Source organism: Streptomyces sp. NPDC001634 (assembly GCF_040298185.1).
In the GTDB taxonomy this organism is placed as follows: Bacteria; Actinomycetota; Actinomycetes; order Streptomycetales; family Streptomycetaceae; genus Streptomyces.
Map to the genome: position 1 here is coordinate 1 of NZ_JBEOZU010000084.1, position 26981 is coordinate 26981.

30 protein-coding genes, 1 tRNA gene and 1 pseudogene are annotated in these 26981 nt (G+C 68.7%); 21 read left to right on the forward strand and 11 right to left on the reverse strand.

What is annotated here, in order from left to right; translation table 11 throughout:
- Positions 1-566: RDD family protein (locus ABT186_RS37680; RefSeq protein WP_351928938.1), on the forward strand; the 566-nt coding region annotated here is incomplete at its 5' end.
- Between the two features lie 145 nt (positions 567-711).
- Here ABT186_RS37680 and ABT186_RS37685 read toward each other — a convergent pair.
- Positions 712-1002 (reverse strand): hypothetical protein, encoded by a 291-nt coding sequence (locus ABT186_RS37685; RefSeq protein ID WP_351233030.1) that lies wholly within the window; start codon positions 1000-1002, stop codon positions 712-714.
- A 384-nt stretch (positions 1003-1386) separates the two neighbouring features.
- Between ABT186_RS37685 and ABT186_RS37690 the strand changes: the two are divergent.
- Together ABT186_RS37690 and ABT186_RS37695 are read left to right on the forward strand one after the other, a co-directional pair.
- Positions 1387-1593, forward strand: a pseudogene (locus ABT186_RS37690) (hypothetical protein); the annotation flags it as partial.
- A gap of 230 nt (positions 1594-1823) precedes the next feature.
- Positions 1824-2156, forward strand: coding sequence for a hypothetical protein (locus ABT186_RS37695; protein ID WP_351233032.1), 333 nt, complete (start codon positions 1824-1826; stop codon positions 2154-2156).
- A gap of 20 nt (positions 2157-2176) precedes the next feature.
- On the opposite strand, the gene ABT186_RS37700 is transcribed toward ABT186_RS37695, so the two are convergent.
- Both ABT186_RS37700 and ABT186_RS37705 read right to left on the reverse strand, forming a co-directional pair.
- Positions 2177-2764, reverse strand: a complete 588-nt coding sequence (locus ABT186_RS37700) for an isochorismatase family protein (protein WP_351233034.1) — start codon at positions 2762-2764, stop codon at positions 2177-2179.
- A 242-nt stretch (positions 2765-3006) separates the two neighbouring features.
- Entirely contained in the window at positions 3007-4386 is a 1380-nt protein-coding gene (locus ABT186_RS37705; RefSeq protein ID WP_502973452.1) for a nicotinate phosphoribosyltransferase, read from the reverse strand.
- Positions 4387-4561: 175 nt separating this feature from the next.
- Between ABT186_RS37705 and clpS the strand changes: the two genes are divergently transcribed.
- From clpS to ABT186_RS37750, 9 genes are all read left to right on the forward strand, one after another.
- Entirely contained in the window at positions 4562-4879 is a 318-nt protein-coding gene (gene clpS, locus ABT186_RS37710; protein ID WP_351233036.1) for an ATP-dependent Clp protease adapter ClpS, read from the forward strand.
- 11 nt (positions 4880-4890) lie between these two features.
- Positions 4891-5496 carry a DUF2017 domain-containing protein gene (locus ABT186_RS37715; RefSeq protein WP_351233038.1) on the forward strand — a complete coding sequence of 202 codons (606 nt, stop codon included), beginning with the start codon at positions 4891-4893 and terminating at the stop codon, positions 5494-5496.
- Positions 5497-5860: 364 nt separating this feature from the next.
- On the forward strand, positions 5861-7321 hold the full coding sequence (locus ABT186_RS37720) for an amino acid permease (RefSeq protein WP_351233040.1): 1461 nt from the start codon (positions 5861-5863) through the stop codon (positions 7319-7321).
- 77 nt (positions 7322-7398) lie between these two features.
- Positions 7399-7821, forward strand: coding sequence for a M67 family metallopeptidase (locus ABT186_RS37725; RefSeq protein WP_351233042.1), 423 nt, complete (start codon positions 7399-7401; stop codon positions 7819-7821).
- A gap of 79 nt (positions 7822-7900) precedes the next feature.
- Positions 7901-7996, forward strand: a complete 96-nt coding sequence (locus tag ABT186_RS37730; RefSeq protein WP_351233044.1) for a putative leader peptide — start codon at positions 7901-7903, stop codon at positions 7994-7996.
- Positions 7997-8109: 113 nt separating this feature from the next.
- A complete protein-coding gene (locus ABT186_RS37735) occupies positions 8110-8388 on the forward strand; it encodes a MoaD/ThiS family protein (protein ID WP_351233046.1) in 279 nt (92 codons plus the stop codon).
- Between the two features lie 5 nt (positions 8389-8393).
- Positions 8394-9344, forward strand: coding sequence for a PLP-dependent cysteine synthase family protein (locus ABT186_RS37740; RefSeq protein WP_351233048.1), 951 nt, complete (start codon positions 8394-8396; stop codon positions 9342-9344).
- 354 nt (positions 9345-9698) lie between these two features.
- On the forward strand, positions 9699-11771 hold the full coding sequence (locus ABT186_RS37745) for a putative Ig domain-containing protein (RefSeq protein WP_351231019.1): 2073 nt from the start codon (positions 9699-9701) through the stop codon (positions 11769-11771).
- Positions 11772-11928: 157 nt separating this feature from the next.
- Entirely contained in the window at positions 11929-12480 is a 552-nt protein-coding gene (locus ABT186_RS37750) for a hypothetical protein (RefSeq protein ID WP_351231017.1), read from the forward strand.
- Between the two features lie 18 nt (positions 12481-12498).
- Here ABT186_RS37750 and ABT186_RS37755 read toward each other — a convergent pair whose 3' ends face one another.
- Positions 12499-12939: a type II toxin-antitoxin system PemK/MazF family toxin gene (locus ABT186_RS37755; RefSeq protein ID WP_351928940.1), complete on the reverse strand. Its 441-nt coding sequence runs from the start codon at positions 12937-12939 to the stop codon at positions 12499-12501.
- 247 nt (positions 12940-13186) lie between these two features.
- Between ABT186_RS37755 and ABT186_RS37760 the strand changes: the two genes are divergently transcribed.
- Complete coding sequence (locus ABT186_RS37760) at positions 13187-13939, forward strand: MBL fold metallo-hydrolase (protein ID WP_351231013.1); 753 nt, start codon at positions 13187-13189, stop codon at positions 13937-13939.
- A 127-nt stretch (positions 13940-14066) separates the two neighbouring features.
- On the opposite strand, the gene ABT186_RS37765 is transcribed toward ABT186_RS37760, so the two are convergent.
- Entirely contained in the window at positions 14067-15317 is a 1251-nt protein-coding gene (locus ABT186_RS37765) for a PTS transporter subunit EIIC (protein WP_351231011.1), read from the reverse strand.
- Positions 15318-15733: 416 nt separating this feature from the next.
- Between ABT186_RS37765 and ABT186_RS37770 the strand changes: the two genes are divergently transcribed.
- The 4 genes from ABT186_RS37770 (at position 15734) to rdgB (ending at position 18066) form a co-directional block, all read left to right on the forward strand.
- A complete protein-coding gene (locus tag ABT186_RS37770; RefSeq protein WP_351231009.1) occupies positions 15734-15967 on the forward strand; it encodes a PTS sugar transporter subunit IIB in 234 nt (77 codons plus the stop codon).
- A gap of 88 nt (positions 15968-16055) precedes the next feature.
- Positions 16056-16787 (forward strand): ribonuclease PH, encoded by a 732-nt coding sequence (gene rph / locus ABT186_RS37775; RefSeq protein ID WP_351231008.1) that lies wholly within the window; start codon positions 16056-16058, stop codon positions 16785-16787.
- Between the two features lie 198 nt (positions 16788-16985).
- Entirely contained in the window at positions 16986-17384 is a 399-nt protein-coding gene (locus ABT186_RS37780; RefSeq protein ID WP_351231006.1) for a hypothetical protein, read from the forward strand.
- Positions 17385-17463: 79 nt separating this feature from the next.
- Positions 17464-18066, forward strand: coding sequence for an RdgB/HAM1 family non-canonical purine NTP pyrophosphatase (gene rdgB, locus ABT186_RS37785; protein WP_351231005.1), 603 nt, complete (start codon positions 17464-17466; stop codon positions 18064-18066).
- A 52-nt stretch (positions 18067-18118) separates the two neighbouring features.
- Here the strand turns inward: rdgB and ABT186_RS37790 are convergent.
- From ABT186_RS37790 to ABT186_RS37810, 5 genes are all read right to left on the reverse strand, one after another.
- Positions 18119-18202: transfer RNA gene (locus tag ABT186_RS37790), tRNA-Leu, on the reverse strand.
- The gene (locus ABT186_RS37795; protein ID WP_351231003.1) at positions 18202-18876 is read right to left on the reverse strand and encodes an HNH endonuclease signature motif containing protein; all 675 of its coding nucleotides are present in this window, start codon (positions 18874-18876) and stop codon (positions 18202-18204) included. The genes ABT186_RS37790 and ABT186_RS37795 overlap by 1 nt, the downstream gene beginning before the upstream one ends.
- Positions 18876-19406, reverse strand: coding sequence for an HNH endonuclease signature motif containing protein (locus ABT186_RS37800; RefSeq protein WP_502973453.1), 531 nt, complete (start codon positions 19404-19406; stop codon positions 18876-18878). Before ABT186_RS37800 ends, ABT186_RS37795 begins: the two co-directional genes overlap by 1 nt.
- A 267-nt stretch (positions 19407-19673) precedes the next feature.
- The gene (locus ABT186_RS37805) at positions 19674-20015 is read right to left on the reverse strand and encodes a GroES family chaperonin (RefSeq protein ID WP_351231001.1); all 342 of its coding nucleotides are present in this window, start codon (positions 20013-20015) and stop codon (positions 19674-19676) included.
- 43 nt (positions 20016-20058) lie between these two features.
- Positions 20059-20397: a DUF3618 domain-containing protein gene (locus ABT186_RS37810; RefSeq protein ID WP_351230999.1), complete on the reverse strand. Its 339-nt coding sequence runs from the start codon at positions 20395-20397 to the stop codon at positions 20059-20061.
- A gap of 165 nt (positions 20398-20562) precedes the next feature.
- Between ABT186_RS37810 and bcp the strand changes: the two genes are divergently transcribed.
- Complete coding sequence (gene bcp, locus ABT186_RS37815) at positions 20563-21030, forward strand: thioredoxin-dependent thiol peroxidase (RefSeq protein WP_351230997.1); 468 nt, start codon at positions 20563-20565, stop codon at positions 21028-21030.
- Positions 21031-21104: 74 nt separating this feature from the next.
- Here bcp and ABT186_RS37820 read toward each other — a convergent pair whose 3' ends face one another.
- Positions 21105-24059 carry a transglycosylase domain-containing protein gene (locus tag ABT186_RS37820; RefSeq protein ID WP_502973454.1) on the reverse strand — a complete coding sequence of 985 codons (2955 nt, stop codon included), beginning with the start codon at positions 24057-24059 and terminating at the stop codon, positions 21105-21107.
- 202 nt (positions 24060-24261) lie between these two features.
- Between ABT186_RS37820 and ABT186_RS37825 the strand changes: the two genes are divergently transcribed.
- The 3 genes from ABT186_RS37825 to ABT186_RS37835 are packed head-to-tail and all read left to right on the forward strand — an operon-like array spanning position 24262 to position 26964.
- On the forward strand, positions 24262-25062 hold the full coding sequence (locus ABT186_RS37825; RefSeq protein ID WP_351928942.1) for an ABC transporter permease: 801 nt from the start codon (positions 24262-24264) through the stop codon (positions 25060-25062).
- Between the two features lie 40 nt (positions 25063-25102).
- The gene (locus tag ABT186_RS37830; RefSeq protein WP_351231020.1) at positions 25103-25954 is read left to right on the forward strand and encodes an ABC transporter permease; all 852 of its coding nucleotides are present in this window, start codon (positions 25103-25105) and stop codon (positions 25952-25954) included.
- 5 nt (positions 25955-25959) lie between these two features.
- Entirely contained in the window at positions 25960-26964 is a 1005-nt protein-coding gene (locus ABT186_RS37835; protein ID WP_351928944.1) for an ABC transporter ATP-binding protein, read from the forward strand.
- Positions 26965-26981: the final 17 nt, after the last annotated feature.

Below are 26981 nucleotides of genomic sequence, written 5' to 3' on the forward strand. Positions count from 1 at the left end.
GTGAGCCCCCGCCCGGCGCCCCGCCACCCGGCGGCGGGGGCCCTTACGGCCCGCCCCCGCCCTACGGCGGCGGAGGCCCGTACGGCCCGTACGGCGGCACGGACCCCCTTGCCGGAATGCCCCCGCTCGCCGACAGCGGCAAGCGTGTGCTCGCGCGCATCATCGACATGATCGTCGTCGGGGTGGTCGTCTGGCTGCTGTCCTTGGCGTTCCACGTCAACGAGTACAACGTCGACGCCAACAACATCGACTACAGCAGGTCCGTCGGCCAGTCCGTCATCGCCGCCGTGCTCTACACGGCCTACGACACCATCATGATCAGCAGATCGGGGCAGACGTTCGGCAAGAAGCTCCTGAACATGCGGGTGGCCAACCTGGAGGACGGCTCCACCCCCTCCGTGCAGACCTCACTGATCCGCGCGCTGGTGCTGTGGCTCCCGTTCGCGTTCTGCTGCGCCTGCATCTGGACCGCGATCTGCGGCGGCTGGAGCTTCTTCGACAAGCCCTACAAGCAGGGCCTGCACGACAAGGCGGCCAAGACGGTGGAGGTCAGCACCACGACGTGAGGGAGCCGGCCCAGGGCGATGGACGAAAGGCGGCGGCGTACGTATGAACGGGCGGGCCCCTGCATCAGGGGCCCGCCCGTTCATACGTACGCGTTGTGAGGTTGTGCGTGTGGCGCCTGTGAAGTGCTGTGCGTGCACGCCCGGTTCAGGGGTTCGCCGGTTCGTGTACGGACTCGGCGGGCACGGCGGATCCGACGGACGCCGTCGGGCGCCCGGCCGGAGCATGCTGCCGGTCGGCGGGCCGCGCGGCAGCGGCCGACGCGGACTTCGGCAAGGGGACCGTCACGGCGACGAGCAGTCCGAGTGCGAGCGCCGCAAGGGCGATCACGGCGATCCCCAGGCCCGAACTCGTCTGTGACAGCAGCAGCATGGCGAGGGTGGAGAAGATCACGGTGCAGGAACCGTAGGCGAGCTGTGCGGCAGTCGGACGAGGCATGGCTATTCCCTCGGGGTGGGGGTCTCCCCCCGGTGCCTCTCGCGATGGGGGAGGATGCGGACAACTGTGGACGATTGTGGGGCACTTGGGGTGTAACTAAGAATCGCGGGGTGACAACGGTGTCGACAGGGCAATCCGTCGTCATTCCGGCGCTTCGCCTATCGACTCTATTCGCCTGCATGCCCGAGCGGAACGGCTGGTAAGCGTGACCTAACCCACGGTGCTGATGCATAGGGGGCGCACGGAGTCATACAGTCCACCAACTGGACGGTCGTGCGCGCCGGTTGACGGGCGACTATGCCGTTCGTATAGCGAAGCTCCAGTTCTATTAATGCACTTGGCCTACTCAAGTCAAGATCCGTCTTTTCGCTCAAACCTCCGGTCACATGCCGTCACCCGGGTGAGGGTCTGATCCTGCCGGTCGACGCGAACGCCACGCCGCTGAAGTGGGCGGACGGGACGTACACGCGCAACCGCATCCAGGCCTTCGGCTCCACGTTCTCCCTGGAGCCGACGGACGCGATCACGCTGCACAACAACGGCGTGGCCGCGAAGATCAAGAGCCGGCCGGGCGTCCGGGTCTTCGACGAGCTCCTGTGGCAGTAGCCGGGCGGCAGCGTACTGACGGTGGCGGTGCTGCCGTCGAAGCAGTAGCCCCCGGGGTGATCATGCCCGTAGTGGCACTGCTCACAAACTGAACACTGTTTTCGCAGGTCAGAGCATGATCGGCCGCAACCCTCTGGCGGGTCGCGGCCGATCGTGTTTAGGTGCGTCCTGTGGCTCTCTTATTGACACCAGGTCTCACGGGGGGGATGACGCGCATGGCCGCAGGAGGTTTCTGCAAGCTGCCGAACGGCAGTGTGGTGGTGGCACTGAACCTGCCGAGTCCGGGTTCGGGCAGCGGGTTCGTCCGGGTGCTCGTCCTGGCCCAGAACCGCGCCCGGGCGCTGACGCGGCTGCGGAACCTGGGCCTGCGGGCGGTGTACCTGCGCGGCAACGCGGCCCCGCCCACCCCCGACGAGATCACGGCGGTCCTCCACCACCCCGACGGCCTGATATGGCGCACGGCCCCCGACAGCGCGAACCAGGAGCTCTCCCAGGAGCTGTGGCACCCGATCAGGGCCCTGCTGAGGAGGCCGACGGCGCAGGCATAGCGGGCGCGGTCGGGGACCGGCTACGACACCACCGGCTTTCCGGACAGCTCCACCCCGGCCTCCCGCAGCTCCTCCAGCGCCCGCTCGGTGGTCTCCGCGGTCACGCCGGCGGTCAGGTCGAGCAGAACCTGGGTCCGGAAGCCCTGTCGCGCGGCGTCCAGCGCGGTGGCACGCACGCAGTGGTCCGTCGCTATCCCCACCACGTCCACCTCGTCGATCCCCCGGGCACGCAGCCAGTCGCCCAGAGACACCCCGTTTTCGTCGACCCCCTCGAAGCCGCTGTACGCCGCCGCGTACGCACCCTTGTCGAACACGGCGTCGATCGCACCGGAGGTGACCGCCGGAGCGAAGTTCGGGTGGAAGCCCACCCCCTCCGTGCCCGCCACACAGTGCGCGGGCCACGAGTGGACGTAGTCGGGGTTGTCGGCGAAGTGTCCACCGGGCGCGACATGGTGGTCGCGGGTGGCGACGACATGGCGGTACCCGGCGGGGGCCTGTCCGATCAGCTCGGTGATGGCGGCGGCCACATCGGCACCTCCGGCCACCGCGAGGCTGCCACCTTCACAGAAGTCGTTCTGTACGTCTACGACGATCAAGGCGCGGCGCATGGTCGGTGTCCTTCGGCTTGGCAGCGGTTCGGTGTGGAGGGTGCGGGCCCGGCCGTCCGTATGAACTACATGAACTACCGAGCCTAGAGACTTCTCAGGTCGGGCGGGAGAGGGCATGGGGAGGTCGGTCGGGTGCGCGGGTGCGCTGCCGTTGCATTCCCGCCGACCGACCGTTCATGCGCGCACGGATGAGCGGGGCCGAAGCCACACCACGCCCTTACTCCCATGGTCGTACAGAGGTGCTACACGTACTCGGTCGCAAGTACCGGTTCCCCGCGGGAGAGCTGTGTCGCCGACAGCGGCAGATTCGCGCGGGCGGCCGCGTGCCGGTCGCGTACGACATCCAGCGGCTCTCGGGCCATGACCTGGCCGCCCTTGATGAGCTGGACCAGCAGCTGTCGGTCCGCCAGCTCGTCCGGCACCGGTCCGGTGCCGATCACCTCGGCCTCCGCCACCCCGTGCTCGTCGACCCGCCGCGCCGCCCACTTGCGCCCGCCGACGGACGTCTTGCCGCCGGTCGACTTCTTCGCCACGGGTACCAGCGGAGCCTTGGGGTCCGCCGACTCGGCGCGGGCGACCAGCTTGTAGACCATCGAGCAGGTCGGATGGCCGGAACCCGTCACCAGCTGGGTGCCGACGCCGTACGCGTCCACGGGCGCCGCCCGCAGCGAGGCGATGGCGTACTCGTCCAGGTCCGAGGTCACGATGATCTTCGTCCTGGTCGCGCCCAGCTCGTCGAGCTGCTGCCGCACCCGGTGCGCGACCAGCAGCAGGTCGCCGGAGTCGATGCGTACGGCGCCCAGCTCGGGTCCGGTGACCTCGACGGCCAGCCGGACGGCCTCGGTGACGTCATAGGTGTCCACGAGCAGCGTGGTGCCCCGGCCCAGCGAGTCGACCTGGGCCCGGAAGGCGTCCTGTTCGCTGTCGTGCAGCAGGGTGAAGGCGTGGGCGGACGTCCCGACCGTCGGGATGCCGTACCGGAAGCCGGCGGCCAGGTCGGAGGTGGTCGCGAAGCCGCCGACGTACGCGGCGCGCGAGGCGGCCACGGCGGCCAGCTCGTGGGTGCGCCGGGCGCCCATCTCGATCAGCGGCCTCTCCCCGGCGGCGGACGCCATCCGGGAGGCGGCGGCCGCGACGGCGGAGTCGTGGTTGAGGATGGACAGGATCACGGTCTCCAGGAGCACGCACTCCGCGAAGGAGCCCTCGACCCGCATGATCGGCGAGCCCGGGAAGTACACCTCCCCCTCCGGATAGCCCCAGACGTCGCCGCCGAAGCGGTACGCGGCGAGCCACTCCAGGGTTTCCTGGTTGACGATCCCGCGCTCCCGCAGGAAGCCGAGGACATCCGAGTCGAAGCGGAAGTTCTCGACCGCGTCCAGGACACGCCCGGTGCCGGCCACGACTCCATAACGGCGGCCGTCAGGCAGCCGTCGGGTGAAGACCTCGAAGACGGAGTGCCGCTCGGCGGTGCCCGCCTTGAGGGCGGCCTGCAGCATCGTCAGCTCGTAGTGGTCGGTGAAGAGCGCCGTCGAGGGAACGCCCACCCGTCTCCCACCACCGCCCTTCTGCGGAAGCGCTTCGCGCCCTTCGATTTCCGGCAGCCCAAGGTCCGCTACGCCCACCAAAGCTCTCCTTGCACGTGACTGTCTCGGTACCCCTGGTGTCTGCCGGGGGTTCGGGGGTTGTCCCCCGAGGTATGCAGCATGGCGAACGATGGTACTCCCATCTCGTCAGTCTGACGATTTATGGGTGTCGCGGTGGTGTCCGTTTGTGCGAGCCCCCCGTTGTGATGGCAGCATGGGCCGTGTGACGGCTCCCGCACCCCTAGAGATCGAAAAGACCGAGTCGGCGGAGGAACAGTTCGCCGTACCCGAACCCGATGTTCCGTGGGTGACGATCGTCCACAACGACCCGGTCAACCTCATGAGCTATGTGACGTACGTCTTCCAGACGTACTTCGGCTACACCAAGGACAAGGCCACCAAGCTCATGCTCGACGTCCACCACAAGGGCCGGGCCGTGGTCTCCAGCGGCAGTCGCGAGGAGATGGAACGCGACGTGCAGGCCATGCACGGCTACGGATTGTGGGCCACCCTCCAGCAGGACCGGAAGTAACGATCTCCCTGATGCCAGGACACTTCGAACCGATCCCCGGCGGCGGCGCGGCCGTCGCACTCGACGACGTCGAGATCTCCATCATCCGGTCGCTGGCCGTCCAGCTACTGGAGCTCATCGGGCCGGGCCCGGCCGAGAACGCCCCCGAGGACCCGCTCGCCGAGCTGTTCGCAGAGGGCCCGAGCGAGCCGCCCGCCGATCCGGTGCTGCGCCGTCTGTTCCCGGACGCGTACGGCGGCCCCGGCGGTGAGCCCGTCTCGCCCCAGGAGGCCGAGGAGTGGCGCACGCACTCCGCCGAGTTCCGTCGCTTCACGGAGAACGATCTGCGCGCCGGCAAGCGTGAGAACGCCCTCAGGGTGATCCGCTCGCTGGACTCGCTGACCTCGGCGAGCGCGGAGGGCGGTGTCCTCAAGCTGTCGCAGGGCGAGGCCAAGCAGTGGCTCGGCGCCCTGAACGACCTGCGTCTGGCGATCGGTTCGCGCCTCGAGGTCGCCGACGAGGACGACACCGACCATCTCTACCAGCTGCCGGACGAGGACCCGCGCAAGCCGATGGTGATGGCGTACCTGTGGCTCGGCGGTCTCCAGGAGACACTCGTCACCACCCTTTTGCCCTGATATGCGGCAGTCGGGCGTTACTCGACCGTAACCAGGTGTTCGCTCAGAGGACGCTCAAATCCGGATAACGATCGCGTCACCGTCGTGGCCTCCTATGCCCGTTCGGGTGGCTCTTTGTCCGGTTCTTCCAGTGTCGTGCGTCACATGGCGTGCGGCCGATCCATGTTGCGGCCGTGATAAATCTTCACGACCGCCCGACGGGACACCACCCATGTCCGGTCGGGTGCGCCACCGAGCCGGCAACCGCCGGCCAGGCACGGGCAGGCCCGCGAAGCCGGCCCAGCTCCACCTATCCGGGGGGATCGGAAACCGATCCGAAGCCATGGGACTGGCTCGGATCGGCATGGAGAAAGGCGCACCACACATGACCTCATCGCAGGTCGGCAAGCAGTACGACGAGCACGACCGCAGTGGAGTCGTGAGCGGCGACGCCCCCGAGGAGGGGTACGAGCGCGGGCTCGGCAGCCGCCAGGTACAGATGATCGCGATCGGCGGCGCCATCGGCGTCGGCCTTTTCCTGGGTGCCGGGGCGAACATCGCCAAGGCCGGGCCCAGCCTGATCCTGATGTACGCCCTCGCGGGCGCGATCGTCTTCTTCATCATGCGGGCGCTCGGCGAGCTGCTCCTGTACCGCCCGGTCTCGGGCTCCTTCGCGGAGTACTCCCGCGAGTTCCTCGGCCCGTTCTTCGGCTACTTCACCGGCTGGACGTACTGGCTGATGTGGGTGGTGACCGGCATGGCCGAGCTGACGGCCGCCGCGATCTACGTCCACTACTGGTTCCCGTCCGTCCCGCAGTGGGTGACGGCGCTGGTCTTCCTGGTGGTCCTCTTCGTGGCCAACCTGATCTCGGTGAAGCTGTTCGGCGAGATCGAGTTCTGGTTCTCGATGGTCAAGGTCACCGCGCTCATCGGCATGATCGTGATCGGTCTCGGCGTGCTCACCTTCGGCTTCAGCTCCGCCGGTGACACCGCCTCGGTCTCCAACCTCTGGCAGTTCGACGGCTTCTTCCCCAAGGGCATCGGCTCCTCGCTGATGACCCTGCAGGGCGTCATGTTCGCCTACCTCGCGGTCGAGCTGGTCGGTGTGACGGCCGGTGAGTCGGAGAACCCCGAGAAGACCCTCCCCAAGGCGATCAACACCCTGCCCTGGCGCATCGCGCTCTTCTACGTCGGCGCCCTCACCGTCATCCTCTGCGTGGTGAAGTGGACCGCGTTCGCGGCCGGCGTGAGCCCGTTCGTCAAGGCGTTCGCGGTGATCGGCATCCCGGCCGGCGCCGGCATCGTCAACTTCGTGGTGCTGACCGCGGCCCTGTCCTCCTGCAACTCGGGGATGTACTCCACCGGCCGTATGCTGCGCACCCTCGCGGACAACGGCGAGGCCCCGAAGGCGTTCGGCAGGCTGTCCGCGTCGAAGACCCCGGCCCTCGGCATCACCGTCTCGGTCGCCTTCATGGGCATCGGCGTGGTCCTGAACTACATCGTCCCGGAGAAGGCCTTCGGCTACGTCACCTCGGTGGCCACCGCGGCCGGCATCTGGACCTGGCTGATGATCCTGGTCAGCCATGTCCTCTACCGTCGTGCCGTCGACGCGGGCCGTCTGCCCGCCTCCTCCTTCCCGGCGCCGGGCGGCGCGGTGTGCAGCTGGATCGCCATCGTGTTCCTGCTCTTCGTCACCGGTCTGATCGCGTACGACGCCGACTCCCGCGTCTGCCTGTACGTGATGGCCGGGTGGGCCGCGGCGCTCGGCATCGGCTGGGCGGTCATCAAGGCCCGCAACCCGCAGGCCGCCGAGCGGCGCGAGCCGGAGTTCGAGAAGGTCGGCTGAGCCCTCACAGCTCACCATGTGGGCCGTCCCGTACCACCCCTCGGTACGGGACGGCCCTTCTGCTTATCCTGACCGTCATGCTGACCATCACCCAGGCCCTCGTCGACCAGATCGTCGCGCACGCGCGCCAGGACCACCCCGACGAGGCGTGCGGCGTGGTCGCGGGCCCGGCCGGTTCGGACCGTCCCGAGCGCTTCATCCCGATGCTGAACGCCGCCCGCTCGCCCACGTTCTACGAGTTCGACTCCGGCGACCTGCTCAAGCTCTACCGCGAGCTGGACGACCGCGACGAGGACCCAGTGGTGATCTACCACTCCCACACCGCGACCGAGGCGTACCCCTCCCGCACGGACATCTCGTACGCCAACGAGCCGGGCGCCCACTACGTCCTGGTCTCGACCGCCGACACCGACGACGCGGGCCCGTTCCAGTTCCGCTCGTTCCGGATCGTGGAGGGCGAGGTGACGGAGGAGGAGGTCAAGGTGGTGGAGAGCTACTGATACCGCAGTTCGGACAGAATTCATCCACCATGCGAGATCACACTCCGGGCACCGAGGGGGGAATCGATACGATGACCCCATGGTTTTCGACGACGTGAGCAAGAAGACGCCGGGCGCACTGCTCGTGGCGCGGCTGCACGTCGACCTGTGCAGGCTGAACAGCGCCATCTGTTGACGCTGCCCTGCCGCCGTACGGCCGTGAGCCGCGGCTTCGCACCCGGCGTACTCACTGTTTCCCGCGCTGCCGCGCGCCACCGACCTGACTTCTCCCGACAGGAGCCCAAAGCCATGGCCATCGAGGTCCGCATCCCCACCATCCTCCGCCAGTACACCGATGGTCAGAAGGCCGTCGAGGGCAGTGGGGAGACCCTCGCCGAGCTGTTCGCCGACCTCGAGACCCGCCACGCGGGCATCCAGGCCCGCATCGTGGACGGCGGCGAACTGCGCCGCTTCGTGAACGTCTACCTGAACGACGAGGACGTCCGCTTCCTCGACGGCATCAGCACCAAGGTCGCCGACGGCGACAACGTGACGATCCTGCCGGCCGTGGCCGGCGGCATGGCCTGATCCCTATGCGGTACGACTCCCCGCTGGCCGCGGTCGGTAACACCCCCCTGGTGCGCCTGCCGCGGCTCTCGCCGTCGCCCGAGGTCCGTATCTGGGCCAAGCTGGAGGACCGCAACCCGACCGGCTCGGTCAAGGACCGCCCCGCGCTGCACATGATCGAGCAGGCGGAGAAGGACGGCCGGCTCACCCCCGGCTGCACGATCCTGGAGCCCACGTCCGGCAACACGGGCATCTCCCTGGCCATGGCGGCGAAGCTCAAGGGCTACCGCATGGTGTGCGTGATGCCGGAGAACACCTCGCAGGAGCGCCGGGACCTGCTGGGCATGTGGGGCGCCGAGATCATCGCCAGCCCGGCCGCGGGCGGTTCCAACACCGCCGTACGCATGGCCAAGGAACTGGCGGCCGAACATCCGGACTGGGTGATGCTCTACCAGTACGGCAACCCGGACAACGCGGGCGCGCACTACGCGACGACCGGGCCCGAGATCCTCGCCGACCTCCCGTCCATCACACACTTCGTGGCCGGACTGGGCACCACCGGCACGCTGATGGGCGTGGGCCGCTATCTGCGCGAGAACAAGCCGGACGTGAGGATCGTGGCGGCGGAACCGCGCTACGACGACCTGGTGTACGGCCTCAGGAACCTCGACGAGGGCTTCGTACCGGAGCTGTACGACGCCTCGGTCCTCACCACCCGCTTCTCGGTCGGGTCCGCGGACGCGGTGGCCCGTACCCGCGAACTCCTCCAACAGGAGGGCATCTTCGCCGGTATCTCCACGGGCGCGGCCCTGCACGCCGCGATCGGCGTCGGCAAGAAGGCCGTCAAGGCGGGCGAGAGCGCCGACATCGTCTTCATCGTGGCCGACGGCGGCTGGAAGTACCTGTCGACGGGCGTCTACACGGCGGCCACCACGGAAGCGGCGATCGAGACGCTGCAGGGGCAGCTCTGGGCGTAGGGGAGTGACACAGCGGGGCCCAGGGGCGCTGCCCCTGGGCCCCGCCTCTCATCAACACGCCAATCGCCGGCTATGGGTGTGCTAAGTGCCGCTTATGGAGCGGCAAAGATCTCCTTCTGAGTGAACCGTTCGCCTCCGAACCCGGTTACGTTCTGCCCGTCCTGTCATGTCACCTTCATTGGCATCTCAGGGTGCTCGAAGTGTCATGCTCATGTCTGCGCGCTCCACCGCCGCTACGCGCGTCACAGGCCTGCCACTCAGCTTCAGGAATCCCCAGTTCCCGGCAGTGGCGCCGTGCACGGCCCTACCCGGGCTGCGCGACGCCGGCCTCAAACCGATGGAGGCAGCACCCCCATGCGTGAGTCACGCCCGAGCAGGCGGCACAGAAGCGTGCGAAGACTTCTGACCGCCGCGTTCCCCGCTCTCGCCCTCACCGTCGCCGGTCTCATGGCGGCCCCGGCCGCCGGTGCCCAGCCCGCCACGGCTCAGTCCTCGCAGCCCACGCGCGTCACCCAGAACGCCAGGGCCCTGGCGAACCCCGCGGCACAGACCGTCCACGCGACGGGCAAGGCGGGCCAGAAGGTGCCGACCCAGCACCTGTGCGGCGCCCCCACCCCCGGCCACGCGTCCTGCTTCGCCCAGCGGCGCACCGACATCAAGCAGCGGCTCGCCTCCGCGATGGCGGCCGCCGCGCCCTCCGGCCTCAGCCCGGCCAACCTGCACAGCGCCTACAACCTGCCCTCGACCGGCGGGTCCGGCCTCACGGTCGCCATCGTCGACGCCTACAACGACCCCAACGCCGAGTCGGACCTGGCCACCTACCGCTCGACGTACGGCCTGTCGTCGTGCACCAAGGCCAACGGCTGCTTCAAGCAGGTCAGCCAGACCGGTTCCACCACCTCGCTGCCCACGAACGACAGCGGCTGGGCCGGTGAAGAGGCGCTCGACGTCGACATGGTCAGCGCCGTCTGCCCCAACTGCAACATCATCCTCGTCGAGGCCAACTCCGCCACCGACTCCGACCTCGGCACGGCCGAGAACGAAGCGGTCGCGCTGGGCGCCAAGTTCGTCTCCAACAGCTGGGGCGGCTCCGAGTCCTCCTCCCAGACCAGCGAGGACACCTCGTACTTCAAGCACCCGGGCGTGGCCATCACCGTCTCCGCGGGTGACTCCGCCTACGGCGCCGAGTACCCGGCCACGTCCCAGTACGTGACCGCCGTCGGCGGCACCGCGCTCTCGACGTCCTCCAACTCCCGCGGCTGGACCGAGTCCGTGTGGAAGACCAGCAGCACCGAGGGCACCGGCTCCGGCTGCTCCGCCTACGACCCCAAGCCCAGCTGGCAGACCGACACGGGCTGCTCCAAGCGCATGGAGGCCGACGTCTCCGCGGTCGCCGACCCCGCCACGGGCGTCGCGGTATACGACACCTACGGCGGCTCCGGCTGGGGGGTCGTCGGCGGCACCAGCGCCTCCGCCCCGATCATCGCCGGCGTCTACGCCCTCGCGGGCACCCCGGGCTCCAGCGACTACCCGGCGAAGTACCCGTACTCCCACACCTCGAACCTGTACGACGTCACCAGCGGCAACAACGGCAGCTGCTCCCCGTCGTACTTCTGCACCGCCACCACCGGCTACGACGGCCCGACCGGCTGGGGCACCCCCAACGGCACCACGGCCTTCGCCTCCGGCAGCAGCACCGGCAACACCGTGACCGTCACCAACCCGGGCAGCCAGTCCACCACCACCGGCAGCTCGGTCAGCCTGCAGATCTCGGCTTCCGACAGCGCGGGGGCGACCCTCACCTACAGCGCGTCCGGCCTGCCGACCGGCCTGTCGATCAACAGCTCGACCGGCCTGATCTCCGGCACCGCGTCCACCGCGGGCACCTACAGCACCACGGTCACCGCGAAGGACAGCACGGGCGCCTCCGGCTCGGCCTCCTTCACCTGGACGGTCAGCTCCTCCGGCGGCGGCACCTGCTCCTCGGCGCAGCTGCTGGGCAACCCGGGCTTCGAGTCGGGCAACACCACCTGGAGCGCCTCCAGCGGTGTCATCACCAACGACAGCGGTGAGTCGGCGCACGGCGGTTCCTACTACGCCTGGCTCGACGGCTACGGCTCCTCGCACACCGACACGCTGTCCCAGTCGGTGACGATCCCGTCCGGCTGCAAGGCCACCTTCACCTTCTACCTGCACATCGACACGGCGGAGACCGGCAGCACCGCGTACGACAAGCTCACGGTGACCGCCGGTTCGACGACCCTGGCGACGTACTCGAACGTCAACGCCGCCTCCGGCTACGTGCAGAAGTCCTTCGACCTGTCCTCGTTCGCGGGGTCCACGGTCACCCTGAAGTTCAGCGGCGTGGAGGACTCCTCGCTGCAGACCAGCTTCGTCATCGACGACACGGCCGTGACGACCAGCTGACGCACCCATGCGGAAGGGGCCCCGGCCGGGTACTTCGGCCGGGGCCCCGTTGCGGTCCGGTAGGGATCCTGATGCGCTGGAGAAACGTCACATCCGCACCAGGGCGAAGGACCCGGGAACCAGGACTCGGAACAAGGCACAGAAAGGCGGCCGTCCCATGCGCCGTACGACGCTCCACCGGACCACCGTCGTCGCCGTCGCGGCAGCGGCGCTCCTCCTCGCGGGCTGTGGCACCCAGAGCGACGGAAAGTCGGCCGGCAGCAGCGCAGTGTCGCCGTCGGCGCCGCCGTCGCAGTCCGTCTCCCCGTCCGGGACGCCGTCCGCCCCGGCCTCGGCGTCACCGTCCGTGCCGCCGTCCGGAGCGCCGTCCGCCACGACGCCCGCCACGGGCTGCACGGCCGAGGCCCAGCTCACCGCGGCGGACACCGGTCGCACGGTCTGTCTGACCACGGGCGGGCAGATCCGCCTCACGCTGGACGGCACCAAGGACCGGCCCTGGACCACCGTGTCCGCCACGGGCAATGCGCTGAAGGCCACCAACGCCGGCATCGTCATCCAGCCGGGCGACGCCGTCGCCGCGTACGACGCGGTCGCGCCCGGAACGGCACGGCTCACCGCGACCCGCCCCCTGTGCGCCAAGCGGCCCGGCCAGAAGTCGTGCCTGGGTATCCAGCAGTGGACGGTCACAGTGACGGTGACGAAGCCATGACGCAGTTCACGTACATCATCATCCGGCCAGGTACCGCACCTGGTCCCACAACGCGGGGTCCACCACGCCCACCCGCCGCCGGAAGTCCCACAGCGGTACGTCCCGCAGTTCGTCGGTCTCCAGGAAGCTCGGCCGCCCATGGGCGTCGGCCACCGTGCCCGGCGGCAGCGGGATCACGCCCGCCCGCTCGTCGTGGTACCTGCTGGTGATCCTGGCGACGGTGGCGCTGTCCCCGCGCACCGTGAGCACCAGACACGGCCGCTCCTTGCCGCCCGGCCGGTCCTCGTGGGGCACGCTCGCCCACCAGATCTCGGCCGGCCGCGGATGCACCCGCGGACGCCCCGCGGGACGCGTGGCCGTACGGCGGCGGCGATGCCCGCGCCCCCAGCCGTCCACCAGCGTCGCGACCAGTGCGAGCAGCACCACGGCCGCCAGCGCCAGCCACCAGGACGTGTCCATATGGATGACGGTACCGGCGCGTTCGTCTCGCTGCCCGCCCTTCGTAACTCACGTGCGCCCTACCGTGCGCCGCACGCGCCCAGGTTCCAGCCGAACCGGTGACACCACAGGTGAGTTCGCCCACAACGGCCCCTGGCGGAGGAGCGACCCGCCCTTTTGCGCCTTACGCTCGACGGACCGCACGACCCCCGTCACCGCTCTCGTTCCTGCCTTCTGCACTTCACTGCCACGCGGAGGTTCCAGCTCTATGAAGCTCACCGTCGTCGGCTGCTCGGGGTCGTTCCCGTCCGCGGAATCGGCCTGCTCGAGCTACCTCGTCGAGGCCGACGGCTTCCGGCTGCTTCTCGACATGGGCAATGGCGCCCTGGGCGAGCTGCAGCGCCACTGCGGTCTCTACGACCTCGACGCGATCTTCCTCAGTCATCTGCACGCCGACCACTGCATCGACATGCTCGGGTACTTCGTCGCGCGCTACTACCGCCACGACGGCGGCCGCTGCGAACCGATCCCGGTCTACGGCCCCGAGGGCACCGAACAGCGCCTGACCACCGCCTACGCCGACACTCCTTCGGCCTCCTCGATGAGCGAGGTCTTCGACTTCCACACGGTGAAGCCGGGCACGTTCGAGATCGGCCCCTTCACCGTCCACACGGAACTCGTGCGCCACCCGGTGGAGGCGTACGCCATCCGCGTCGAGCACGGCGGCAGGTCGCTCACGTACTCGGGCGACACGGGCGTGAGTCAGGCCCTGGACGAACTGGCCCGCGACACGGATCTGTTCCTGTGCGAGGCCGCGTTCACCTACGGCAAGGAGAACATCCCGGATCTCCACCTCAACGGCCGTGAGGCCGGCGAGACGGCCACCCGCGCCGGAGCCCGCCGACTGGTCCTCACCCACATCCCCCCGTGGACGGACCCCCAGATCAACCTGGCGGACGCCCGTGCCGTGTACCAGGGACCGGTGGAACTGGCGGCGCCCCGGGCGTCGTACGAGATCTGACGCGGAGATCTGACACGGCGCGTACCCGTTACCCGTACGTGCGTGTCCATACGCGCGTGCCCATACGTACGCGAAGGCCCCGGAACCTGCTGAGGTTCCGGGGCCTTCGTGCCGTTCGGTGCGGATCTCACGCCTTGGTGAGGTCCTCGATCTCCTCCTCGGGCTCGCGGCCCGGGGTGGGGAGGTTGAACTTGATGATCGCGTAGCGGAAGACGAAGTAGTAGATCGCGCCGAACACCAGGCCGATCGGGATGATCAGCCATGGCTTGGTCGCGAGGTTCCAGTTGAGGAAGTAGTCGATCGCACCGGCCGAGAAGGTGAAGCCGGCGTGGACGCCGAGCGCCCAGGTGATCGCCATGGACAGGGCGGTGAGCACCGCGTGGATCGCGTAGAGCACCGGGGCGATGAACATGAACGAGAACTCGATCGGCTCGGTCACACCGGTGACGAAGGAGGTCAGCGCGACCGAGACCATCAGACCCGTGACGGCCTTGCGGCGCTCGGGGCGGGCGGTGTGCGCGATGGCGAGCGCGGCGGCCGGCAGACCGAACATCATGATCGGGAAGAAGCCCGACATGAACTGTCCGGCGGTCGGGTCACCGGCGAAGAAGCGGTTCAGGTCGCCGTGGACGATGGTGCCCGCGGAGTTCTTGTAGTCGCCGAGCTGGAACCAGGAGACGGCGTTGACGAACTGGTGCATACCGACCGGGATCAGCGCGCGGTTGACCAGACCGAACAGACCCGCACCGACGGCGCCGAGACCGGTGATCCACTTGCCGACGTCGGAGATGCCGTCACCGATGGGCTTCCAGACCAGACCGAAGAAGACACCCATGAGCGTGCCGACGAAGGCCATGATGATCGGGACGAGCCGGCGTCCGTTGAAGAAGCCGAGCCAGTCGACCAGCTTGGTGCGGTGGAACCGCTGCCACAGCACGGCGGCGAGCAGACCCATGATGATGCCGCCGAGGACACCGGGGTTGTTGTAGGTCGCGGCTATGTCCGGGCCGTTCTGGACCTTGGCCTCGGTGACCGGGAACGCCTTCAGCACGTTGCTGTAGACGAGGAAACCGACCAGGGCCGCGAGAGCGGTGGAGCCGTCCGACTTCTTCGCGAAACCGATCGCGACACCGACGCAGAACAGCAGCGGCAGGTTGTCGAACACGGCGCCGCCCGCGGTCGCGAAGACGGAGGCGACCTTGTGCCAGTGCAGTCCGTCGTCGCCGAAGACGTCGGGCTGGCCGAGCCGCAGCAGGATGCCCGCCGCCGGCAGCACCGCAATGGGGAGCTGAAGGCTGCGGCCGATCTTCTGCAGGCCCTGGAACAGACCGGATCCCCGCTTCTTTGCGGGGGCCGCCGTGGTGGTGGCGGTGCTCATACTTCCTCCATGTGCCGAGTGCTGCGGGGGACGGGAAGGGGGAAACAGGGGTGTACAGCACCCGCGTGGTCTACACCACTCACTGGTGTAGACCTGTTGTAGCACGGTGAAGGCGGGATAAGGAACCCATGAATTCCGAAGCCTCAAGCCGTACGCCGAGTAAATGCCGCACTCGTGGCGAAACCCCCGAAACTGTACTCCGAGGGTTCATATGTGACGAAGGGGCGCGGGCGTGATAAAGACAACGCCGTCCCGGCGCGGCGAGGGCCAAGCCCTGGCGGCATGAGCGGCCTCCGCACCTGTTCTGCCGAAGAGTTTGGCGACCGTTCCCCGGGTGGTGTAGACCAGTTTCGGACGGTCGTACCGGCCGGCCATGGGTCACTGCGACAAAGCGGTTCGGATCAGGGAGAAAGAACATGGCCAGCAAGGCTGAGAAGATCGTCGCCGGGCTCGGCGGCATCGACAACATCGACGAGATCGAGGGCTGCATCACCCGGCTGCGCACCGAGGTCCACGACGCCTCGCTGGTCGACGACGCCGCCCTGAAAGCCGCGGGCGCCCACGGCGTCGTCAAGATGGGCAACGCCATCCAGGTCGTCATCGGCACGGACGCCGACCCGATCGCGGCGGAGATCGAAGACATGATGTGAGCCCCGCGCCCACACCCACAGCAACCGAAGAGGGGCCCCTTCCGCCGCGGGAGGGGCCCCTCCCGCACGTACGGATAGGCTCGGGGCCATGTCTCGAATCGACGGCCGCACCCCCGACCAGCTCCGCCCCATCACCATCGAGCGCGGCTGGAGCAAGCACGCCGAGGGCTCCGTCCTCGTCTCCTTCGGCGACACGAAGGTCTTCTGCACCGCCTCCGTCACCGAAGGCGTACCGCGCTGGCGCAAGGGCAGCGGAGAGGGCTGGGTCACCGCCGAGTACGCCATGCTGCCCCGCTCCACCAACACCCGCGGCGACCGCGAGTCGGTCAAGGGCAAGATCGGCGGCCGTACGCACGAGATCAGCCGGCTCATCGGCCGCTCCCTGCGCGCCGTCGTCGACTACAAGGCGCTCGGCGAGAACACCATCGTCCTCGACTGCGACGTGCTCCAGGCCGACGGCGGCACCCGCACCGCCGCGATCACCGGCGCCTATGTGGCCCTCGCCGACGCCGTGGCCTGGGCCCAGCGCAAGAAGCTGGTGAAGGCGGGCCGGAAGCCGCTGACCGGCACCGTCGCGGCCGTATCCGTGGGCATCGTGGGCGGTGTACCGCTCCTGGACCTCTGCTACGAGGAGGACGTCAAGGCCGAGACCGACATGAACGTGGTCTGCACCGGCGACGGCCGCTTCGTGGAGGTACAGGGCACGGCCGAGGCGACGCCGTTCGACCGCAAGGAACTGACCGCCCTCCTCGACCTCGCGGTCGCGGGCTGCGACCAGTTGGCGGCGATCCAGCGCGCTGCACTGGAGGCAACCGCGTAGCCCCGGATCGGCGTTCTAAGGGGTAGTTCCGAGGAAGAGTCCAAGAAGGATTCCGAGAAGGATTCCAAGAAGGATTCCAAGGAACACCTGCACGGCTGCACAACTGCCCACCTGACGGAACGGGCGCGCGGCGAAAGCCCGCGCGCCCACCCGCAGCCCGGGAGAGAGCAGCACCATCAACGGGGAGGGAACCGTCCCATGGCCGCGCGCCACCGCCGACGCATCGCCACCGCCGCGCTAGCCGCCGTCGCCGTACTCACCGCCGTGGGCGCGAGCGCAGGCTGCGACGCCGTCAACAAGGCGATCGACTGCGTGCAGACCGCCGACGCGATCGCCGACAGCGTCACCAACCTCCAGCAGGCCGTCGAGAACGCGGCGAACGACCCGACGCAGACGGACGCATCCCTCGACTCCATCGAGAAGAACCTCGACAAGATCGGCGACAAGACGGACAACGTCGACGTCAACAAGGCGGTCGACGACCTCCGCAAGGCCGTCACCAGCGTCCGCGACGCCGTCAAGAACGGCGACAAGACCCCCGACGTCGGCCCGGTGACGGACGCGGCCGGGGAGCTGACGAAGGTGTGCACCTCCTAGGACGCGACCGGGAATGCCGGGGTACGGCAAAGCGGGCACCGTCGCCGTACGGATTCCGGCGGCACGGATACTGGTGGACATGACCCGCCTGATCCTCGCCACACGCAACGCCGGAAAGATCACCGAACTCAGGGCGATCCTCGCCGAAGCGGGCCTCCCGCACGACCTCGTCGGCGCGGACGCCCACCCCGACATCCCCGACGTCAAGGAAACGGGCGTCACGTTCGCCGAGAACGCCCTCCTGAAGGCCCACGCGCTCGCCCGCGCGACGGGTCTGCCCGCGGTGGCGGACGACTCGGGCCTGTGCGTGGACGTCCTGAACGGCGCCCCCGGCATCTTCTCGGCCCGCTGGGCGGGCCGCCACGGCGACGACAAGGCGAACCTGGACCTGCTCCTGGCCCAGCTCGCGGACATCGACGACGCCCACCGGGGCGCCCACTTCGCGTGCGCGGCGGCCCTGGCCCTGCCGGACGGCACGGAACGGGTGGTGGAGGGCCGCCTGAAGGGCACCCTCCGCCACGCCCCGTCCGGCACGAACGGCTTCGGCTACGACCCGATCCTCCAGCCGGAGGGCGAGACCCGCACCTGCGCGGAACTGACCCCCGAGGAGAAGAACGCGATCAGTCATCGGGGGAAGGCGTTTCGGGCGTTGGTGCCGGTGGTGCGGGAGTTGCTGGGCTGAGGCCCTAGAAAGAAATGGCCTGCGGATCGATTCGATTCGCAGGCCATTTGTGTGCGGCGGAAGGGATTCGAACCCTCAAGCCCGGTCAGGGGCCACAGATCCTAAGTCTGCTGCGTCGCCGTTGCGCCACCGCCGCTAGCCGCCTGCCATGGTACCGGGAGTCGACCAGTGCCTTCTGCCTCCCCTGCACCATGTGCTGGTGATCGCGTGGCAGTTGGGGCACAGCAGCCGCAGATTCTCACGCCGGTTGTCGCGCCAGTCCCCGTTGATGTGATCGACCTCCAGCGTCATGGGCTTTCCGAGCCACACAGGCCCGACCCCGCACCTGGCGCACTGCTCGGGCACGCCGACGTCGCAGAGCGCACGCCGTAAACGAGCGGTATTGGTCCGGTGCGCGCTGTTGCTCCGTACTAGAACTTCCTCAGGGCTTTTGGCGGTCGAGCTCCGCTTCCCCCGTTGGTGTGCCTGCCCCAGGAAGTGCGTCGTCGTGAGGTGATCCTCGGCGATCCACTTGCGCAGATTTGCGCGTTGGGCGCCGTTATCTGTGCGCCCGAGGCGGCGCAGTACCTCTGCAATCGAGAACGACTCCGCGACAGCCGCCCGCAATTCGTCGGGCCTGGGGCGAGCATGACTCCCGCAAGCACGGAAGTGGGAGATGTCGATGCCGAAGTCAGCGAATCGCTTTGTGAGGTACCGACGGAGGTTGGAGTACGGCGTGGCTCCGAAGTAGGTGATGACCTCGTCCAGATCGGAACACCGTCCGGCGGCTTCCTCCAGCCGCTCACGGGTGTACTGCACGCCACTGCTCATCAGGCACCGCTCTTGAAAGGTCGCTTGCCGCGCCCCCGGTAACTGTCCGTTGTGGAATGGCAGTTGGGGCAGATTAGGCGCAGGTTCCCGATACGGTTGTTGCACCAGTCGCCGTCGACATGGTCGACCTCAAGCCGCAGCGGTTCTCCCAGCCACACCGGCTCGATTCCGCACAAGGCGCAGCGCTCATCGATGCCGTGTTCAAGCATCGCTCGCTTGAGGCGGTCTGGCGGTGTGCGTCTGGGGTGCGGCGAGGTGTCTTCGGCGAGGATCTCTTCGGCGGTCTGGCGGCGCTGGTTGTACCTCATGCGCTCCGTTCGGACGGCTGGTGTGAAGTGCGAGGTGTCGATTCCGTACGCTTTGATTCGCCGGGCGATGTTGGTCTGGTGACCTCCTACGGAATCGAGCCCGAGTCGGCGTACGACTTCGTTCACGCTCGCGGAGAGGGCGACCACGGGCTCTAGGATCTCCTTGGTCCACTTCACCCCCTCGCGCTCGAAGTGTGAGACATCCACCCCCAGCTTCTTCATCCGCTCAAGCACATACCGCCGCCTGGAACTCCTCGGATCCACCCCCAGCCGCTCCAATGCCTCCGACAGCGTCCGTGACGCCCTGGCCGCTTCCTCCAGGCGCTCCTTGGTGTACGTGCTTGCCCCATCGATTCCCCTCCGTTCTCGGCCACGCGTTCGCGGCCTCGTACGGAGTAACGAACCGATCGTCGGACAGTCACGACAAGCGCAGCAAAAGGGGCCGGTGACGACGGTCACCAGCCCCTTTTCCGGATTGATCTGGTCGATCTACAAGTACAGCCCCGTGGAGTCCTCCGACCCCTCGAATCGGTCCGCCGCCACGGCGTGCAGATCGCGTTCGCGCATCAGGACGTACGGGATTCCGCGCACCTCGACCTCGGCCCGGTCCTCCGGGTCGTACAGGACCCGGTCGCCCGGCTCCACAGTCCGTACGTTCTGCCCGACCGCGACGACCTCGGCCCAGGCGAGGCGCCGGCCGACGGCCGCGGTCGCGGGGATCAGGATGCCGCCGCCGGACCTGCGCTCGCCCTCGGCGGCGTCCTGCCGCACCAGCACGCGGTCGTGCAGCATCCGGATCGGCAACTTGTCGTGCTGGGTCTTCTCGCTCACGCCCCGAACCTACCTGCCTTCGACGGCTTCGCGCGCGGCCGGGTCAGTTCTTGCGCCGCCGGGAGCCGAGCGCGAACAGCCCCACGACCCCGACCACGACCAGCGCCACGGGCACGATGCGCTCCAGCCGAGGCGCGCCGTCCTCCGTGACCAACTGTCCCTTCACCTCGCTGACGACCCGGTTGACGCCGACGTAAGCGCGCCCGAGCGTGTGGTCGATGTTGGAGACGACCTTGGCCTTGGCGTCCCCGACGATCGTCTTCGGGTGAACCCGGACGCCGATCTCGTCGAGCGTCTCGGCGAGCGTTTCGCGGCGGCGCTTGATGTCCGCCTCGATCTGCGCCGGAGTCCTTGTGTCCGGTGTGCTCGACGTGTCCGCCACCGCGCTTCCTCCGTGGTCGTTTGCGACGTGTTCCGCGCAATTCCTGCTCCTGTGGTCGACAGTCTGTCAGTTCCGCGCCGAACGCACTCCTCGGCCACCCCTATGGAGCTGCCGGAAGGAGATTAGGCTCGTCGGGTAACCCGCCCCTTGCCACGTGAGGTACCGATGAGCGAGCGACTCCAGCCCGGCGACACCGCCCCCGCCTTCACCCTGCCGGACGCCGACGGCAATGAGGTCTCCCTTGCGGACCACAAGGGCCGCAAGGTCATCGTGTATTTCTACCCGGCCGCGCTGACCCCGGGCTGCACCAAGCAGGCGTGCGACTTCACGGACAACCTGGAACTGCTGGCGGGCGCGGGCTACGACGTCATCGGCATCTCCCCCGACAAGCCGGAGAAGCTTGCGAAGTTCCGCGAGAAGGAGTCCCTGAAGGTCACGCTTCTTGCGGACCCCGACAAGACGGTGCTGGAGGCGTACGGCGCCTTCGGTGAGAAGAAGTTGTACGGCAAGACGGTCGTCGGCGTCATCCGCTCCACGGTGATCGTGGACGAGGAGGGCAAGGTCGAGCTGGCGCTGTACAACGTGAAGGCGACGGGGCATGTGGCGAAGATCATCAAGGATCTGGGGATCTGAACCTCCGCTTCCCGAAAGAACGGCCCGCACCGGCTTGATCCGTGCGGGCCGTCTCCAGCGTCGGGGCAGGGCGCTTACGACCGCCGCCCCTGAGAACTGAGCGTGCCCAACCCGCCCGTCCCGCCGGTCCCTGTGGTCCCGCCGCCGGTCGTGCCGCCGGTGCCGGTGGTGCCGCCGGTGCCCGTGGTGCCGCCGGTTCCGGTGGTGCCCCCGTCGCCGGTCGTGCCGCCGGTTCCGGTGGTGCCGCCCGTGGTCGTCGAGCCGCCCGTCCCGGTCGTGCCACCCGTGGTCGTCGAGCCGTTGGTGCCCGGGGTGCCTGTGGTGCCGCCCGTCGTGGGCGTTCCGCCGGTCGTCTGGCCCTGGTTCTGGCCCTGGTTCGTGCCCGGGGAGGGCAGGCCGCCCGTCGTGCCGCCGTTGTCCTGGGTTCCGGTGGTGCCCGGCTGCTGGTCCGTGGGGCCCGTGCTCGGTTCCACGGTCTGGTCGGCGCCGGCCTGGAGCGTGAGGTCGAAGTCCTTGACCGGCTCTCCCTGCAGGGCCGCCTTCGTGAACTGCGCCCAGATCTGCGCGGGCGCGCCACCGCCGTTGATACGGGCCAGCCCCATCGCGCCGTAGAGCGACTCGTGCTTGCCCGTGTCCGGGTCCTGGCCCATCACGGAGACCACGGTCGCCAGCTGCGGGGTGTAGCCGGCGAACCAGGCCGCCTGGTCCTCCTCGGCCGTACCCGTCTTGCCTGCGGCGGGCCGGCCGGCGTCCTGCGCGGCGGTCGCGGTGCCGTTGTCCACCACGCTCTGCAGTACCGCCGTGGTCGTGTCCGCCGCCTCCCGGGTCACCACCTGCTTCGTGGTCTGCTGCGGCAGCTGGACGTCCTCGGTGCCGTCCTTGGAGATCTTCTCGACGAGCGTGTACGTGGCGTGCTTGCCGTGGTTGGCGAGCGTCGCGTACGCCTCCGCCATGTCGAGGGTGCTCGCGGTGGCCGTGCCGAGCGCGATCGAGGGGTACGGGTTGAGGTCGGGCGTGTTCCCGGGCAGGCCGAGGTCGATCGCGGTCTGCTTGACCTTGGACGGGCCGACGTCCACCGCCATCTGCGCGTACACGGCGTTCACCGACTTGTCCGTGGCCTTGCGGACGGTGATCGGGCCGTAGGAGATGCTGTCCTCGTTCTCGGGCGCGTACGCCCCACCGGTCCAGCCCTGCACCGGCCGCTTGTTCGTGCCGTCGTAGACCGTGTTCGGGGTGATCGTGACGCCGTCCTGCGTCCGGGAGCCGTTCTGGACGGCCGAGGTGAACACGAACGGCTTGAACGTCGAGCCGACCTGGTAGTCGCGGCGGGTCGCGTTGTTGACGTACTGCTTGGTGTAGTCGATGCCGCCGTACATCGCGACGACCTTGCCGGTGGACGGGTCTATGGCGACACCGCCCGCGCGGACGTACCGGTCGGCCTTGCGGTCCTTCTTGTCGAGGTTGGACATCACCTGGTCGTTGACGGCCTTGACGAACGCGTTCTGCTTGGACTTCTGCAGGGTGGTGGTGATGCGGTAGCCGCCGCGGGCCAGGGTGTCCTCGTCGATGATCTTGTTTGTGACGAGGTAGTCCTTGATCGCCTGGACCAGGTAGCCGCGCTGGCCGGACAGTGCGGTCCCGGCCACCTGCTGCTTGGGCGTCGGGAACGTCACCTTCTGCCGGTCGGCCTCGGTCAGCCAGTTCTTCTTGACCATGCCGTCGAGGACGTAGTTCCAGCGGGCGACGGCCGCCGCCTTGTTCTCCGGGTGCGCGATCACGTCGTACTCGCTCGGGGCGTTGAGCAGCGCGGCGAGGTACGCGCCCTGGCCGACCGTGAGGCCCTTCGCGTCGACGCCGTAGTACGCGTGTGCGGCGGCCTGGATGCCGTAGGAGTTGCGCCCGAAGAAGCTGGTGTTGAGGTAGCCCTCGAGGATGGCGTCCTTGCTCTTCTCGCGGTCGAGCTTTATCGCGATGAAGAACTCCTTCACCTTCCGGGTGACGGTCTGCTCCTGGCCCAGGTAGTAGTTCTTCACGTACTGCTGGGTGATCGTCGAGCCGGACTGCTTGCCCTTGCCGGTGGCCGTGTTCCAGGCGGCGCGGATCATCGCCTTGGGGTCGACGGCGGTCTCGGTGTAGAAGTCGCGGTCCTCGGCGGCGAGCGCCGCGTGCTGGGCGTCCCTGGAGATCTGCGAGAGCTGCACGTTCTCGCGGTTGACCGGGCCGACGCGGGCCAGCTCGCTGCCGTCGGCGTACAGGTACACGTTGCTCTGCTGGGTCGCCGCGACGTTCCCCTCCGCGGGGATCCTGACCGTGTAGTAGCCGAGCGCGAAGAGGCCCATCAGGAGCAGGATCCCCATGACGAGGGTGCCGAGCACCATGCGCCAGGTCGGGATCAGCCGACGCCACCCCGTGCGCTGGGGCCGCTTCGGTTTCCCGCTGGCGGGTGCCGCGTTGGCCGGGGGCTGTGGCTCCTGGCTGGTGGCTGCCGCGTGTGCTGTGGGCTGTGGCCTTTGACCGATGACTGCTGCGCCGGCCGTGGGCTGTGGCTCCTGGCTGGTGGCTGCCGCGTGTGCTGTGGGCTGTGGCCTTTGGCCGGTGGCTGCTGCGTCGGCCGTGGATTGTGGCCTTTGGCCGGTGGCTGCTGCGTGTGCTGCGGGCTGTGGCCTCTGGCCGATGACTGCTGCGCCGGCCGTGGGCTGTGGCTTTTGGCTGACGGCTGCCGCGTGCGCCGTGGGCTGTGGCTTCTGACCAGGGATCGCCGCGTTGGCCGTGGGCTTCGGCTTCTCGCCGGGGTTCGTTCCCTCAGCCGTGGGCTTCGGTTCCTCGCCGGGGTCCACCTCGTCAGCCGTGGCCTTCGGCTTTTCGCCGTGGCCCGCCTCGTCGGCCACGGGCTTCGGCTTCTCGCCCGTGATCGCTCCGTCGGCCGCGGGCTTCGGCTTCTCGCCGGGGCCTGCCCCGTCGGCCGCGGGCTGCGGTTCTCTGGACGCCACGCCCTGGCTGCTCTGCTGCGGCTGCGGCTCGTCGCTCATCGTGGTGCCGGACTCCCGTTTCGCGTCGTACGTTCGCGTACGCCCTCATACGCCATCTGCGCCCCCTGATGAAGACTGTCGCACCCTTCCGTTCCGTTCCCGGCACAAGGGCCGTGTCGTGCGGAAAAAACGTGTGGTGCGCCACTTCGCCCGCGCGCTAGGCTCCTGCGCTTCGCCCGGCACGCTCGAAGGAGGGTTTTCCGTGGGGACAGGGCGGTTGTACGCCGCCGTCGCCGCCGGTGGGTTCCGGCGGTACGCGACCTACCGGACCGCGACCGCGGCGGGGGTGTTCACCAACACAGTCTTCGGGTTGATCTTGGCATACACCTACCTCGCCCTGTGGCAGGAGCGGCCACATCTGGGGGGATACGACCAGTCGCAGGCTCTTACCTTCGTTTGGGTGAGCCAGGGCCTGCTGATGACGACGGCCGTGTTCGGCGGTGGCTTCGAGGACGAGCTGATCGAACGCATCCGCACCGGCGACATCGCCATCGACCTGTACCGGCCCGCCGACCTCCAGCTGTGGTGGCTGGCCTCGGACATGGGGCGGGCCATGTTCCACCTGCTCGGCCGCGGGGTGGTTCCGCTGGTGTTCGGCGCGCTCGTGTTCCCGCTCGCGCTGCCCGCCGCCCCGCTGACCTGGCTCGCGTTCGTGATCGCGGTCGCGCTGGGCGTGGTGGTCAGCTTCGCGATCCGCTTCCTCGTCGCGTTGTGCGCGTTCTGGCTGCTGGACGGGGCGGGCGTCGCCAACCTCTCCTGGCTGACGGCGGTCTTCTGCTCGGGCATGCTGCTGCCGCTCAACGTCTTTCCCGGCACGCTCGGCGAGATCGTCCGGGTCCTGCCCTGGTCGTCGCTGCTCCAGGCCCCCGTGGACGTGCTGCTCGGCGAGGCGGACCCCCTGCGGACCTACGCCTTCCAGGGGGCGTGGGCGGTCGTCCTGCTGGCCCTCGGGCGGCTGGTGCAGTCTGCGGCGACCCGACGGGTGGTGGTCCAGGGTGGCTGACACGACGTACGGGAGCGAGGAGACGTACGGGAACGAGGAGATGAACGGGAGTGAGGAGACGTACGGGAGTGAGGAGACGTACGGCCGCGTGCGCGAAGGACTGCGCGCCTACTGTCTGATCACCGCCATGTGGATCCGTTCCACGATGGCCTACCGTGTCTCCTTCGCGATGACCACGTTCGGCAACTTCGCCGGCACCGCGCTCGACTTCGTCGCGATCATGCTGATGTTCTCGCGGATCGACACGCTCGGTGGCTACCGCCTGCCCGAGGTGGCGTTCCTCTACGGCCTCTCGGCCACCGCCTTCGGTTTCGCCGACCTCGCGCTCGGCTCGATGGACCGGCTGGGGCGACGGGTGCGCGACGGCACGCTCGACACACTGCTGGTGCGTCCGGCGCCCTTGCTCGCGCAGGTCGCGGCGGACCGCTTCGCGCTGCGCCGCCTCGGCCGGATCACCCAGGGCGCGCTGGTCCTCGGGTACGCGCTCGCCGTCCTGGACGTGGCCTGGTCCCCGCTCAAGGTGCTGATGATCCCGCTGACGCTGCTCAGCGGTGCCGCGATCTTCTGTGCCGTGTTCGTGGTGGGCGCGGCCTTCCAGTTCGTCGCGCGGGACGCCTCCGAGGTGCAGAACTCCTTCACGTACGGCGGTCAGACGCTGCTGCAGTACCCGCCGAGCGTGTTCGCGAAGGAGTTGGTGCGCGGGGTGACCTTCGTGCTGCCGCTCGCCTTCGTCAACTGGCTGCCCGCGCTGTATGTGCTGGGGCGGCCCTATCCGCTCGACCTGCCGCCATGGGCCGCGTTCGCCCCGCCACTGGTGGCGGCGGGCTGCTGTGCGCTGGCGGGGCTGGCCTGGCGTGCGGGACTGCGTTCGTACCGGAGCACGGGGAGTTAGCGCACATGGACAGTGATTTCATCGAACTCGACCGCGTCGAGAAGGTCTTCGACGTACGCAAGCGGACCGGGTTTCTGCGCAGTGAGCGGCGGCAGGTGCGGGCGGTCGACTCGATCTCCTTCATCGTGGCGCGCGGTGAGATGGTGGGCTACATCGGGCCGAATGGCGCGGGCAAGTCGACGACCATCAAGATGCTCACCGGGATCCTGACGCCGAGCGGTGGGCAGTTGCGGGTCGCGGGCATCGACCCGTCCCGCGAGCGGACGCGGCTCGCGCAGCGCATCGGGGTGGTGTTCGGGCAGCGCACGACCCTGTGGTGGGACCTGCCGCTGATCGACTCGTACCGGCTGATGCACCGTATGTACCGCATCCCCGACGTGCGTTACCGCGAGAATCTCGACCGCTGTGTCGAACTCCTCGAACTGGGCGGTCTGTTGGACGTGCCGGTACGTCAGCTGTCGCTGGGGCAGCGGATGCGGGGCGACATCGTGGCGGCGCTGCTGCACGACCCCGAGGTGCTGTACCTCGACGAACCGACGATCGGCCTCGACGTGATCTCCAAGGCGAAGGTCCGGGACTTCCTGCGGGACCTGAACGCCGAGCGCGGCACGACCGTGCTGCTGACCACGCACGATCTGCAGGACATCGAGCAGTTGTGCTCACGGGTGATGGTCATTGACCACGGGCGCCTGATGTACGACGGTCCGTTCGCCGGGCTGCACGAGGTGGGCGACAGCGAACGCACCCTCGTCGTCGACCTGGAGCGGGAACTGCCGCCGATCGAGGCGCCGCCCGCGCGTGTGGTGCGGGTCGAGGGGCCGCGGCAGTGGCTCGCCTTCCCGGCGTCGGAGTCGGCGGCTCCGCTGGTGGCGCGTATCGCGGCGGAGTATCCGCTGGTGGACCTGTCGGTGCGGGAGCCGGACATCGAGGCCGTGATCGCCCAGATGCTGGAACTATTCGGGGACACCCCCAAACCCCCGCCGGGCCGGACGGAGCGCGCGGTCTCGTAGCCCTGCGCCCGGCGAAC

Excerpts from the sequence above, each read along its gene's own strand:
- ABT186_RS37685 (WP_351233030.1), bottom strand. The coding sequence starts at position 1,002 with ATGCCTCGTCCGACTGCCGCACAGCTCGCCTACGGTTCCTGCACCGTG.
- ABT186_RS37695 (WP_351233032.1), top strand. The coding sequence starts at position 1,824 with ATGGCCGCAGGAGGTTTCTGCAAGCTGCCGAACGGCAGTGTGGTGGTG.
- ABT186_RS37700 (WP_351233034.1), bottom strand. The coding sequence starts at position 2,764 with ATGCGCCGCGCCTTGATCGTCGTAGACGTACAGAACGACTTCTGTGAA.
- clpS (WP_351233036.1), top strand. The coding sequence starts at position 4,562 with ATGGGCCGTGTGACGGCTCCCGCACCCCTAGAGATCGAAAAGACCGAG.
- ABT186_RS37715 (WP_351233038.1), top strand. The coding sequence starts at position 4,891 with ATGCCAGGACACTTCGAACCGATCCCCGGCGGCGGCGCGGCCGTCGCA.
- ABT186_RS37720 (WP_351233040.1), top strand. The coding sequence starts at position 5,861 with ATGACCTCATCGCAGGTCGGCAAGCAGTACGACGAGCACGACCGCAGT.
- ABT186_RS37725 (WP_351233042.1), top strand. The coding sequence starts at position 7,399 with ATGCTGACCATCACCCAGGCCCTCGTCGACCAGATCGTCGCGCACGCG.
- ABT186_RS37730 (WP_351233044.1), top strand. The coding sequence starts at position 7,901 with ATGGTTTTCGACGACGTGAGCAAGAAGACGCCGGGCGCACTGCTCGTG.
- ABT186_RS37735 (WP_351233046.1), top strand. The coding sequence starts at position 8,110 with ATGGCCATCGAGGTCCGCATCCCCACCATCCTCCGCCAGTACACCGAT.
- ABT186_RS37740 (WP_351233048.1), top strand. The coding sequence starts at position 8,394 with ATGCGGTACGACTCCCCGCTGGCCGCGGTCGGTAACACCCCCCTGGTG.
- ABT186_RS37745 (WP_351231019.1), top strand. The coding sequence starts at position 9,699 with ATGCGTGAGTCACGCCCGAGCAGGCGGCACAGAAGCGTGCGAAGACTT.
- ABT186_RS37750 (WP_351231017.1), top strand. The coding sequence starts at position 11,929 with ATGCGCCGTACGACGCTCCACCGGACCACCGTCGTCGCCGTCGCGGCA.
- ABT186_RS37755 (WP_351928940.1), bottom strand. The coding sequence starts at position 12,939 with ATGGACACGTCCTGGTGGCTGGCGCTGGCGGCCGTGGTGCTGCTCGCA.
- ABT186_RS37760 (WP_351231013.1), top strand. The coding sequence starts at position 13,187 with ATGAAGCTCACCGTCGTCGGCTGCTCGGGGTCGTTCCCGTCCGCGGAA.
- ABT186_RS37765 (WP_351231011.1), bottom strand. The coding sequence starts at position 15,317 with ATGAGCACCGCCACCACCACGGCGGCCCCCGCAAAGAAGCGGGGATCC.
- ABT186_RS37770 (WP_351231009.1), top strand. The coding sequence starts at position 15,734 with ATGGCCAGCAAGGCTGAGAAGATCGTCGCCGGGCTCGGCGGCATCGAC.
- rph (WP_351231008.1), top strand. The coding sequence starts at position 16,056 with ATGTCTCGAATCGACGGCCGCACCCCCGACCAGCTCCGCCCCATCACC.
- ABT186_RS37780 (WP_351231006.1), top strand. The coding sequence starts at position 16,986 with ATGGCCGCGCGCCACCGCCGACGCATCGCCACCGCCGCGCTAGCCGCC.
- rdgB (WP_351231005.1), top strand. The coding sequence starts at position 17,464 with ATGACCCGCCTGATCCTCGCCACACGCAACGCCGGAAAGATCACCGAA.
- ABT186_RS37795 (WP_351231003.1), bottom strand. The coding sequence starts at position 18,876 with ATGAGCAGTGGCGTGCAGTACACCCGTGAGCGGCTGGAGGAAGCCGCC.
- ABT186_RS37800 (WP_502973453.1), bottom strand. The coding sequence starts at position 19,406 with ATGAAGAAGCTGGGGGTGGATGTCTCACACTTCGAGCGCGAGGGGGTG.
- bcp (WP_351230997.1), top strand. The coding sequence starts at position 20,563 with ATGAGCGAGCGACTCCAGCCCGGCGACACCGCCCCCGCCTTCACCCTG.
- ABT186_RS37820 (WP_502973454.1), bottom strand. The coding sequence starts at position 24,059 with ATGAGCGACGAGCCGCAGCCGCAGCAGAGCAGCCAGGGCGTGGCGTCC.
- ABT186_RS37830 (WP_351231020.1), top strand. The coding sequence starts at position 25,103 with ATGAACGGGAGTGAGGAGACGTACGGGAGTGAGGAGACGTACGGCCGC.
- ABT186_RS37835 (WP_351928944.1), top strand. The coding sequence starts at position 25,960 with ATGGACAGTGATTTCATCGAACTCGACCGCGTCGAGAAGGTCTTCGAC.